This window comes from Fretibacterium fastidiosum, from assembly GCF_000210715.1.
GTDB lineage: Bacteria > Synergistota > Synergistia > Synergistales > Aminobacteriaceae > Fretibacterium > Fretibacterium fastidiosum.
The window spans coordinates 2,558,653-2,568,250 of sequence record NC_021038.1; the positions used below are offsets into that span (position 1 = coordinate 2,558,653).

At 68.1% G+C, this 9,598-nt stretch carries 10 protein-coding genes; 6 read left to right on the top strand and 4 right to left on the bottom strand.

Translation table 11 applies throughout. The features are described 5' to 3' along the window. The 4 genes from SY1_RS11560 to SY1_RS11575 all read right to left on the bottom strand — a co-directional run. Positions 1 to 129: dephospho-CoA kinase (locus SY1_RS11560; RefSeq protein ID WP_341524238.1), on the bottom strand; the 129-nt coding region annotated here is incomplete at its 3' end. After that, complete coding sequence (locus tag SY1_RS11565) at positions 77 to 2,125, bottom strand: ATP-dependent helicase (protein ID WP_015557127.1); 2,049 nt, start codon at positions 2,123 to 2,125, stop codon at positions 77 to 79. The genes SY1_RS11565 and SY1_RS11560, both read right to left, overlap by 53 nt. A 73-nt stretch (positions 2,126 to 2,198) precedes the next feature. Continuing rightward, complete coding sequence (locus tag SY1_RS11570; RefSeq protein WP_208873857.1) at positions 2,199 to 2,564, bottom strand: hydrogenase maturation nickel metallochaperone HypA/HybF; 366 nt, start codon at positions 2,562 to 2,564, stop codon at positions 2,199 to 2,201. Positions 2,565 to 2,624: 60 nt separating this feature from the next. Continuing rightward, entirely contained in the window at positions 2,625 to 4,520 is a 1,896-nt protein-coding gene (locus SY1_RS11575) for an ABC-F family ATP-binding cassette domain-containing protein (protein ID WP_243440686.1), read from the bottom strand. A 255-nt stretch (positions 4,521 to 4,775) separates the two neighbouring features. On the opposite strand from SY1_RS11575, the gene SY1_RS11580 reads away from it, so the two are divergent. The 6 genes from SY1_RS11580 to SY1_RS11605 all read left to right on the top strand — a co-directional run. Next, positions 4,776 to 5,180, top strand: coding sequence for a hypothetical protein (locus SY1_RS11580; protein WP_015557128.1), 405 nt, complete (start codon positions 4,776 to 4,778; stop codon positions 5,178 to 5,180). Between the two features lie 322 nt (positions 5,181 to 5,502). Further along, complete coding sequence (locus SY1_RS11585; RefSeq protein WP_208873858.1) at positions 5,503 to 5,730, top strand: hypothetical protein; 228 nt, start codon at positions 5,503 to 5,505, stop codon at positions 5,728 to 5,730. A 67-nt stretch (positions 5,731 to 5,797) separates the two neighbouring features. Next, complete coding sequence (locus SY1_RS11590; RefSeq protein ID WP_015557129.1) at positions 5,798 to 6,886, top strand: pyridoxal-phosphate-dependent aminotransferase family protein; 1,089 nt, start codon at positions 5,798 to 5,800, stop codon at positions 6,884 to 6,886. A 20-nt stretch (positions 6,887 to 6,906) separates the two neighbouring features. Then, a complete protein-coding gene (locus tag SY1_RS11595; RefSeq protein WP_015557130.1) occupies positions 6,907 to 8,283 on the top strand; it encodes a phosphomannomutase/phosphoglucomutase in 1,377 nt (458 codons plus the stop codon). Continuing rightward, positions 8,271 to 9,245 (top strand): tRNA (guanosine(46)-N7)-methyltransferase TrmB, encoded by a 975-nt coding sequence (gene trmB / locus SY1_RS11600; RefSeq protein ID WP_015557131.1) that lies wholly within the window; start codon positions 8,271 to 8,273, stop codon positions 9,243 to 9,245. The genes SY1_RS11595 and trmB overlap by 13 nt, the downstream gene beginning before the upstream one ends. Then, positions 9,242 to 9,598, top strand: a 357-nt coding sequence (locus tag SY1_RS11605) for an RsmD family RNA methyltransferase (protein ID WP_208873859.1), incomplete at its 3' end; no start/stop codon positions are given. The genes trmB and SY1_RS11605, both read left to right, overlap by 4 nt.

Consider the following 9,598-nt stretch of genomic DNA (forward strand, 5'->3'; position numbering starts at 1 on the left):
CCACTGCTCCAGGGCGATGGCGTCCGCGTCAAGGCGCACGCCCCCCATCCCCTCCAGCAGGCCGGCGACGGTGGACTTACCCGCCCCAACGTCCCCCGTAAGGGCGATAGCCCTTGCCATAGCCGCCATAGGAACGTCGCCTCCCTCCGCCGCCGTACCCCTCGTCCCACCCGCGTCCCTCGCCGGCCCGGTCGTCGATCTCGCGATACTGCTCCGGAACCTCGTAGATGAAGCGCGAGAAGCCCTTGCTGAGCGTCGTGCCGTACAGGCGGCGGCTGCGGGCCGCCGTGAGGTAGAGCCGCTCCTCCGCACGGGTCATGCCCACGTAGCACAGGCGCCGCTCCTCCTCCAGCTGGTCCGGCTGATCCTTGGCGCGGGAGCTGGGGAAGACGTCCTCCTCCATGCCCACCAGGAACACGACGGGGAACTCCAGCCCCTTGGCCGCGTGCAGCGTCAAAAGCCCCACGGCGTTCCCGGAGTCATCCTGCCGGTCCGCGTCCGTGAAGAGCGCCGCCTCCGCCAGCGCCTCCGAGAGGCCCCCCTCCGGCACCACGGAGCGAAGCTCCATCACGTTGTCGTAGCGTTCCTCCCAGCTCTCCGGCTCCTTCGACCTCAAGAGCTCCTCGTAGCCCATCTGGTTCAGCACGTAGTCCACAGCGGGACCGATCCCCCGCTCCGATACCGCGAGGAGGCGTGCCATGTGCGCCGCGAACTCCGCCGCCGCAGCCCCCACCTGCCCCCGAACGGGCCAGGCCCCCTTCGCGGCCGCCCCCCAGAAGTCTGAGGCCGGCGACGTGGGGACGGCGCCCGACGCAAGCCATGAGGTCCAATCCTCGCGGCGCTTCGGCCCCATGCCCTTGACGGCGAACTCCGCAGCCCGCTCGAAGGAGGTGAGGTCGTTCGGGTTCAGCGCCAGCTTCAGGAGCGCCAGGACGTCCCGAACCTCCCGGCGCTCGTAAAACGCCACGCCGCGCACGATGCGGTAAGGGATGCCCAGCTCCAGAAACTTCTGCTCGTAGAGGCGGCTCATGGCGTTCTGCCGATAGAGGAGCGCGATGTTCCCGTAGTCGTAGCCATGGTGCGCTTTGAGGCGGGCGATCTCCGCCGTGATGAAGTCCGCCTCCTGCAGGTCGCTGTTCGCCAGCAGGGTGTAGACCTTCTCCCCCATGCCCCGCGAGGTCCTGAGGTCCTTCTTCATGCGCGTGGAGTTGTTGCGGATCAAGGCGTTGGAGGCGGCCAGGATGTTGCCCGTCGACCGGTAGTTCTCGTCCAGCACGATCGTCTTCGCGTCCGCGTGGCCCTCCTCACCCCTGAAGTCGCGCTCGAAGTTCAGGATCATCCCGATGTCCGCTCCACGCCAGCCGTAGATGGACTGGTCCGGGTCGCCCACCACGTTCAGCAGGCAGTCCGGCCCCACCAGGTTGCGGAGCAGGAGGTACTGCGGTCTGTTGACGTCCTGAAACTCGTCCACCAGGAGCCACCGGATCCGAGCCTGTTCCCTCTCTCGAAGCTCCCGATCCTGCGTCAGCACCTGGAGCGGGAGCACCATCAGGTCGTCGAAGTCGACGGCGTTGCGCTCCCGCAGCGCGCGGCGGTACTCGTTTGCGATGTCGAGGTAGAGCCCTTCCAGAAGGGGCTCCCGCGGGCCCGGCGCCCAGGCCGCCCAGTCGCGCGAGATGGCGTCCAGCACGGAGGCCGGAGCGGTATCCTTGGTGTTGACGCCCAGGCGCTCCATGATCTGCCCCACCAGCGAACGGCTGTCGCCCCGATCCAGCACGGCGAACCCCGTCCTCAGCCCCGTCAGGCGTTCCACCGCCTCGGGGTTCCGGAACAGGAAGCGCAGCCCGAAGGCGTGGAAGGTGCTGACCCACACCTTGTCCGCCCCATCGGGGACCAGCGCCGACACGCGCTCCCGCATCTCGCCCGCCGCCTTGTTGGTGAAGGTCACCGCCGTGATCTCCCACGGCCGGGCCAGCCCTTCGGCAATCAGCCAGGCCACCTTGTGGGTCAGGACGCGCGTCTTGCCGCTGCCGGCGCCGGCCAGGATGAGAAGCGGCCCGTCAACGTAGGTCACCGCTTCCCGCTGACGGGGCGAGAGGCGTTCAAGGATATCGTTTTCCAACATGTTCTTCTCCGTTCTGCGCGAAGCGTCCCTCCGGACGCAAGGCGCTGCTCCAGCGCCAATCCGTCCGGGAATTCTAGTCACCCAAGTGCGGGGCGCCTCCCTCGACCTCCAGGAACTCGATGGCGAACTCGAGTCCCGACACCAGCTCCACGTCCTTGCTGCCGCACGCCGAACACACGAACTCCGTGCCCTCGCTCTGGACCTCCCGGCCGCAGGCGTGGCAGCGAAACGTGACGGGCAGCACCATGATGGACAGGTTCGCCCCCTCCGTCGGGGCGCCCCTGGATATCCTGCCGAAGGCATAGGCCATCAGCTCCGGGTTGACCCGCCGCATCCCGCCCACCTTCAGCACGATGCGGCGCACGCGGCGCCACCCGGAGTTCCGGCACATGCCCAGGATCGTATCGTTCACCGACTTCGTCAGGGAAAACTCGTACACGCCGCGCACCTCCTCAACCCCGGACGCCGTCCCTTCACCTCAAAGGGTCGCCGTGCGGCCTCACCGCTCCTGGCGGACGGCCTCGAGCTGCGTGGACAGCCGCTCCCACTCCTCATAGGCCGCCGGCAGGTCCGCCGCGATGGCGCCGCGCTCCACCATGAGCGCCTGAACCCGACAGGAGTCGCACAGGACCGACGCATCGCAGAGCTCCGCGTCGATCTCAGCCTGCCGGGCCTCCATCCGTCCGATCCGCTCCTCCAGGGGGTCCAGCTTCCTCTTGATCTCCCGCGCCGCAGCCATGACGCGCTGACGCTCCTCCGCGGCGGCACGCCGGGCCTCGCGGGATCGAAGGTCCCGCGCCTCAACCCCGGCCGCCTCAGCTTCCGCCCGCGCCAGCGCTTCCTCCCGCTTCTCCAGGAACCACGAGTAGTTGCCCGGATAGTCGTAGAGACAACCGTCCCGAATCTCCAGCACGCGCTCGGCCAGGACGTCCAGAAAGCTGCGGTCGTGGGACACGATCAGGAGGGTCCCCTGGTACTGCAGCAGGGCGCGCTGCACGACGTCCCGGGTCGTCTGGTCCAGGTGGTTCGTCGGCTCGTCCAGCACGAGGAAGTTCGTCTCCGCCAGCATCAGCTTGTAGAGCGCCAGCCGCGCCTTCTCGCCGCCCGACAGCACCGCGACCGGCTTGTGGATGTCGTCCCCGGAGAACAGGAACGCCCCCAGGAGGCTGCGCCGCTCCACGTCGTTCAGGCGCGAGGGAGCCGCGCGGGCCTCCTCCCAGATCGTGCGGGCGTAGTCCACGTTCTGCGCGCTCTCCTGGGAGTAGAAGGCGGGCTTCACGTTGTGTCCCAGGCGCACCGTGCCGCGCGTCGACTGCTCCACGCCGCTTAGAAGACGAAGCAACGTAGACTTGCCCGCTCCGTTCACGCCCACCAGGGCCGTGCGCTCCCCCCGCTCGACAGTGAAGTTTAGGCCGTCGAACACGCAGAGGTCCCCGTAGCGCTTCGACAGGTCCGTCGCCTTCAGCACCTCCCGGCCGCTGGGCGGCGCCTCCGGAATGCGGAAGCGCACGTTCCTCTCCGGGCCCTCCAGCTCGATGACCTCCATCTTGGACAGCTGTTTCAGCCGGCTCTGGACCTGCGCGGCCTTCGTCGCCTTGTAGCGAAAGCGCGAGACGAACTGCTGTATCCGCTCGATCTGACGCTGTTGGGCCTCGGCGCTCTGCTCCAGCTGCGCGCGCGACTCCGCCTTCGCCGTGAGGTAACGGTCGTAATCGTAGGGATAGAGCGTCAGGCTGCCGCGCTCGAGGTCCGCGATCTGCGCGACCGTGTTCTCCAGAAACCGTCGGTCGTGGGACACCGCGACGACTGCCCCCCTATGCCCCCGCAGCCACCCCTCAAGCCACTCCATGCTCTCCGTGTCCAGGTGGTTCGTCGGCTCATCCAGCAGCAGCACGTCCGGAGCGGAGAGCAGGAGCGCCGCCATGGCGACGCGCATCTTCCACCCGCCCGAAAAATCGGCGCAGTTCTTCACGCCGTCGTCCCGGCGAAAGCCCAGGCCGTGCAGCACCTTCAAGGCCATGGACTCGAAGGCGAAGCCTCCCGACAGCTCGAAACGGCGCTCAAGCCGCGCGTGCTCCTCCAGGAGGGAGGAGAGCTCAACGGAACCCGACGCGGCCTCCGACAGGCGGGCCTCCGTCTCGCGCAGGCGGGCCTCGATCGCCGCGATGCCGGCGCGGTCCTTGAGGAAGTCCATCAGCGGCACGGGCTCAAGCTCGACGAGGTCCTGCGGCAGGCAACCCACCGTGAGCCCTTTGGAGCGCTCGACGGTCCCCCCGTCCGGCACCACATCCCCCATCAGGACGCGCAGGAGCGTCGTCTTGCCGGAGCCGTTGCTGCCCACGACCCCCAGCCGCGCATCGTCTCCGACGCGGCAGTTGACGCCGTCAAAGATCACCTTTTCCCCGAAAGCGAGCCTCAGCCCCTTGATGTCGATCAGAACTGCATCCCTCCATGGCGCCCGGCGTGCGGCCCGGCCCCTCTGCGCTGCGCGGGGGACGCCCGTCCCAAATTTTCCGCCTAACGCCTCTGTACCATCTCGGCTAAAAGTATATACTATAAACGCGCAGACAGCGAAAGCGGCAAACGCCTTAAACTTCGGAGGCCGCTTCAGCGCAAAAAACGATTATTAATTGTTGAAGAGGATCTGAACATGGCCACACGCTACAGGAACAGAAGGGACAAGGACGAGCACGTGCTCCGCCTGATGGCGGGCATTTTTATGCAGCGCATCAACAGCGGTCTCATCAAGGACGCGCTGTTCTGTCTTCCCCAATGGAGGACGTCCCGCAGGCTCTCCTGGCCCTGCAGGATCTGGGCGCGCTACGAGGACAACGACGCGAGGGACGTGGGCTGGCTCTACAACAAGCTCATGTCCGAACTCACCGACCTCGGCATCAAGGAGGAGGACCTGCGCCTGACGCTCTCGACGTCCATGCCCGACGCGGGAGGGGGGGGCCGCACGACGGCGGGGGGCTTTTCGGCCAACGCCCTCGACGTCAGGGACATCTCGCGCGACTTCGCCCAGGAAAAAGCCGACGAGCTGCGCCAGCAATAGCCCTCAGGAGGCGCGGCCCATCTGAAAATCAAAAAGCTCCAGGAAGATGACTCGTCAACCCCAAAGGAGTGATCCATCATCAAAGCGAGATCCAGTACCCTTTTTCTGTGCTGCGCCCTCTTGACGCTGAGCGGCGTGCCGGCCCGAGGCGCTTCCCTGCCCGACGCCCTCGGCCCATGGCGCCTCGTCTCGGAGGACGTCACGCCGCTCCAGACGGCCTCCGAGGACCTGGGCCGGTGGACGCGGCGGGTCTACGCCCGCGAGGCCCCCAGGCGGCGCGTCGAGGTGAACCTCATGGAGGGGAAGGCCCCGGCCACTGCGCGTGCCTGCCGCGGCAGGTGCCGGCGGCGGCGTGATGGACGAGGACGGGGCTTACCGCGTCCTCGATGTGGCGGGGCGGCGCGCGATCCTGGAGCGCCATCCACTCCTGGCTCCGGCCCTGGCCGTAGCCGTCAGCCCCGACACGACGCTGACCCTCGAGGGCTCCGGAACAGACGAGGCGGAGCTCCTGGACCTGGCCGGCCGTGCCGTCTCCGCGCTCGAGAGGTAGCGGGAAGGCAGGCCGCTGACGGGAACGCCAGGGACACAAACTATCAGACAAAGGAGTTATTGCAATCATGAAGACTTATCCTATCGCGCTGGTCCCCGGACCGACTTCCATCCCCCAGAGGGTTCGGGACGCGTGGAACACGGACTTTGGAAGCTCGGACCTCGAAGGAGAGTTCTTTGAGCTCTACGCGGACAACCAGAAGCTCGTCCGGAGGCTTCTGGGGACGAAGGGGGACGTCGTCATCACGCTGGGCGAGGCCATGTCCATCCTGTGGGGCGCCCTGAAGTGCACCCTGAAGCCCGGCGACCGGCTCCTGGCCGTGGCGTCGGGTCTGTTCGGCGAGGGGTTCGCCGACATGGCGCGGGCCATCGGCGCAGAGGCGGAGCTCTGCGCCGCCCCTCACGACCAGACCCCTGACTTCAAGAAGGTGCGCGAGGCCGCGCTGCGCTTCCGGCCGAAGGTCATCACGGCCGTACACTGCGAGACGCCCTCCGGAACGCTGACCCCCTGCATCAAGGAGCTCGGTGAGATCGCGCGGGAGGTGGGAGCCCTCTTCGTCGTCGACTTCGTGTCGAGTGCCGGGGCCGCTGCCGTGGACGTCGATGAAAACGGCATCGACATCGGCCTCCTGGGCAGCCAGAAGGTCCTGTCCATGACGCCCTCGCTCTCCATCTCGACCCTGTCGGACCGGGCGTGGAAGGTCATCGAGGAGGTGCGCTACAGCGGCTACGAGGCCTACCTGCCCTGGCGGGAGGTCCCTGCGGTACACGCCATGCCCTACACCCACGACTGGCAGGCCATGGCGGGGCTGCACGCGGCCCTCTCCGCGATCATGGAGGAGGGACTGGAACACGCCTACGACCGCCACGAGAGGGCGGCCGCCCTGTGCCGCCGAAGGGGGCGCGAGATGGGACTTCGGCTCTTCCCGCTGGACGAGGCCGTCTCCTCCCCCAGCGTCACGGCCTTTTACGTCCCCGAAGGCTGGACCTGGGAGGCGCTCGACGCGGCGCTTCGCGCGCGGGGCCTCGCCCTGGGCGGCAACTACGGCTCCCTGGCGGGGCGCGTGTTCCGCGTCGGGCACATGGGCTCCCAGGCGGACGAGGCGCTCGTAGCCCGCGGCATGGACGTCCTCAAGGACGTCCTCAAACGGCGGTAGGCGCAGGAAGGGGAGACCGAATGGCACTGTCACCGCACATCTTCAGGGAGTACGACATTCGGGGCGACGCAGACCGGGACCTGACGGACGCCGTCGTCGAGACCATCGGCAGAAGCTACGGCACGTGGCTCCTTGACCGCGGCTTCAACAGGATGTCGATCGGCGGGGACGTCAGGCTCTCGACGCCCCGCATCCGCGCCGCGCTGACCCGGGGCGTCCTCGCCGCCGGCGTTGGCGTGATCGACGTGGGCACGCTCACCACGCCCATGCTCTACTGGAGCCTGCACCACCTGGACCTCATGGGCGGCATCATGATCACCGGGAGCCACAACCCGCCCAACATGAACGGACTGAAGCTCTGTTGGGACAAGGCCACGCTGTGGGGCGACGACGTCCAGGCCATCCGCCGCATCGCGGACTCCGGGGAGTTCAGGACGGGGCAGGGTGCTCTGACGCATCAGTCCATCCCGGACGCCTACCTGTCCATGCTGAAGTCCAGGTTTCAGCCCTTCCATCGGCGGTTCCGCGTGGTCTGCGACAGCGGCAACGGGGCGGCGGGGCCCTTCACCAAACGGTTCTTCGAGCTCCTGGGCTGCGACTGCACCGAGCTCTACGGGACGCCCGACGGACGCTTCCCCAACCACCATCCGGACCCCCAGAAGCGCGAGAACCTCCAGGACCTCATCGCCTGCGTCCGGGAGGCGGGCGCGGACGCAGGCTTCGCCTTCGACGGCGACGCGGACCGCATCGGCGTCGTGGACGAGCGCGGCGAGGTGATCTTCGGCGACCGGCTCATGGCCCTCTACTGGCGCGAGATCATGGAGGAGCACCCCGGCGCGGAGGTCATCATCGAGCCCAAGTGCACCATGGCTCTGGCCGAGGAGGTCGAGAGGCTGGGGGGGCGTCCCCTCTTCTGGAAGTCGGGGCACTCCGTGATCAAGGCCAAGATGCGCGAGATCGGCTCCCCCTTCGCCGGTGAGTATTCGGGACACATGTTCTTCGCCGACGAGTACTACGGCTTCGACGACTCCTTCTACGCGGCCGGTCGGGTGCTGCGCATTCTGGCGAAGACCGGCAGGAAGCTCTCCGAGCTCATGAGCTCCATCCCCCTCTACCCCACGACGGAGGAGGCCCGCATCGACTGCCCGGACGAGGAGAAGTTCGACGTCGTGAGCCGGATCCGGGAGAAGGCCCTCAAGGACCATCAGGGGCTGACCCACGACGGCATCCGCATCCTCTACCCCGGTGGCTGGGGGCTGATCCGCGCGTCCAACACCCAGCCGGTCATCACCGTCCGCTGCGAGGGGCGCAGCCAGGAGGACCTGGAGCTCATCATGGCCGACGTCAAGAGGCGCCTCCTGGACGAGGGACTGCCCGACTTCGCATGGACGTTCTGACGCCGGCGCCCCAGCAGGCCCGGCCGCAGTACGGCGTCATCGCCCTGCCGGGGGACCTCTCCCTGCCGCTCGACCTCGAGGCGATGGCGCGCGGACGCCGGACGGAGCTTGAGATCGGGTTCGGCAACGGAGAGTACACCGTGAAGCACGCCCGACGGGCTCCGGACGTCCTCCTGTGGGGCATCGAGCTATCGCCCGCCTGCGTGCTGCGCTGCGCCAGAAGGGCGGCGGGGCTGGACAACCTCCGCCTCATCCGCACGGACGCCCGACGCATGATGAAGGAGCTGTTCCGCGACGAGGCCCTGGACCGCGTCTACATGAACTTCCCCTGCCCGTGGCCGAAGCGGCGTCACGCCCACCGGCGCGTCACGGCCAGGGACTTCACCGACAGCCTGGCCGCCGTGCTGCGCCTGGGAGGCGTCTTTGAGCTCCTGACGGACGACGAGCCCTACGCCCGCGAGGCGCTGGACCGGATCGGGAATCACGCGGCGCTGGAGGGCCGGGGCTTCGAGGTCAACCCCGCCCGAAGCGTGACGACGAAATACGAGCGCAAATGGCTGGAGCTGGGGAAGCCGATCTACCGGCTGACCTTCGTTAAGACGCGCCCCTTCACCACGGCGCGGCAAACCTGGGAGGGATCTGAGGTGCACATCAGGACGAGGCGCCGGCCGACGGAGGCGTGCCTGAACGCCCTGGCGGACGTCAGCGGAGGCGCCGGAGACGCGCGGTGGTCCTTCGGCCGGCTCGCCCTGGAGCGGGGGCCGGAGGGCGGTTTTCTGCTCGAGGCCTTCTCAAACGACGAGGAGTTCGACCAGCGCTACTACATCCACATCTCGCCGCGGGACGAAGGCGCGTTGGTCCGGCTGGACCGGACGGCGAACGCTTTTCTGACCCCCGCCGTGAAGGGAGCCCTCGCCGACGTCGCGACCCGCATCGACGCGCCGGAGGAACCGGAAGGATGAAAGCGGTCCGCCCCACGGCAGGCCGCGTGCTGCTGGCCCTCTTCAGCATCCTGGGGGACGTGGACGGCGGGAGATTTCTGGACCTCTTCGCCGGGACGGGGCGGGTCGGCCTGACGGCCCTGGAGCGGGGCGCCAGCGTGACGTGGGTCGAGTCCCTCCGAGAGCGGGCTCAGGCCATTGAGCGCGCGCTGCCTACGGACGCCCGACGCCGCGCCGTGGTGCTGTCCCTGGAGCTGCGCCGCGCCATCGCCTGGCTCGGAAAGCGGGGCCTCCAGTTTGACGTCATCTTCGCCGACCCGCCCTACCACGAGGGCTGGGGGGCGTCCCTCCTGGGCGTTCGGGGGCTAGAGGGG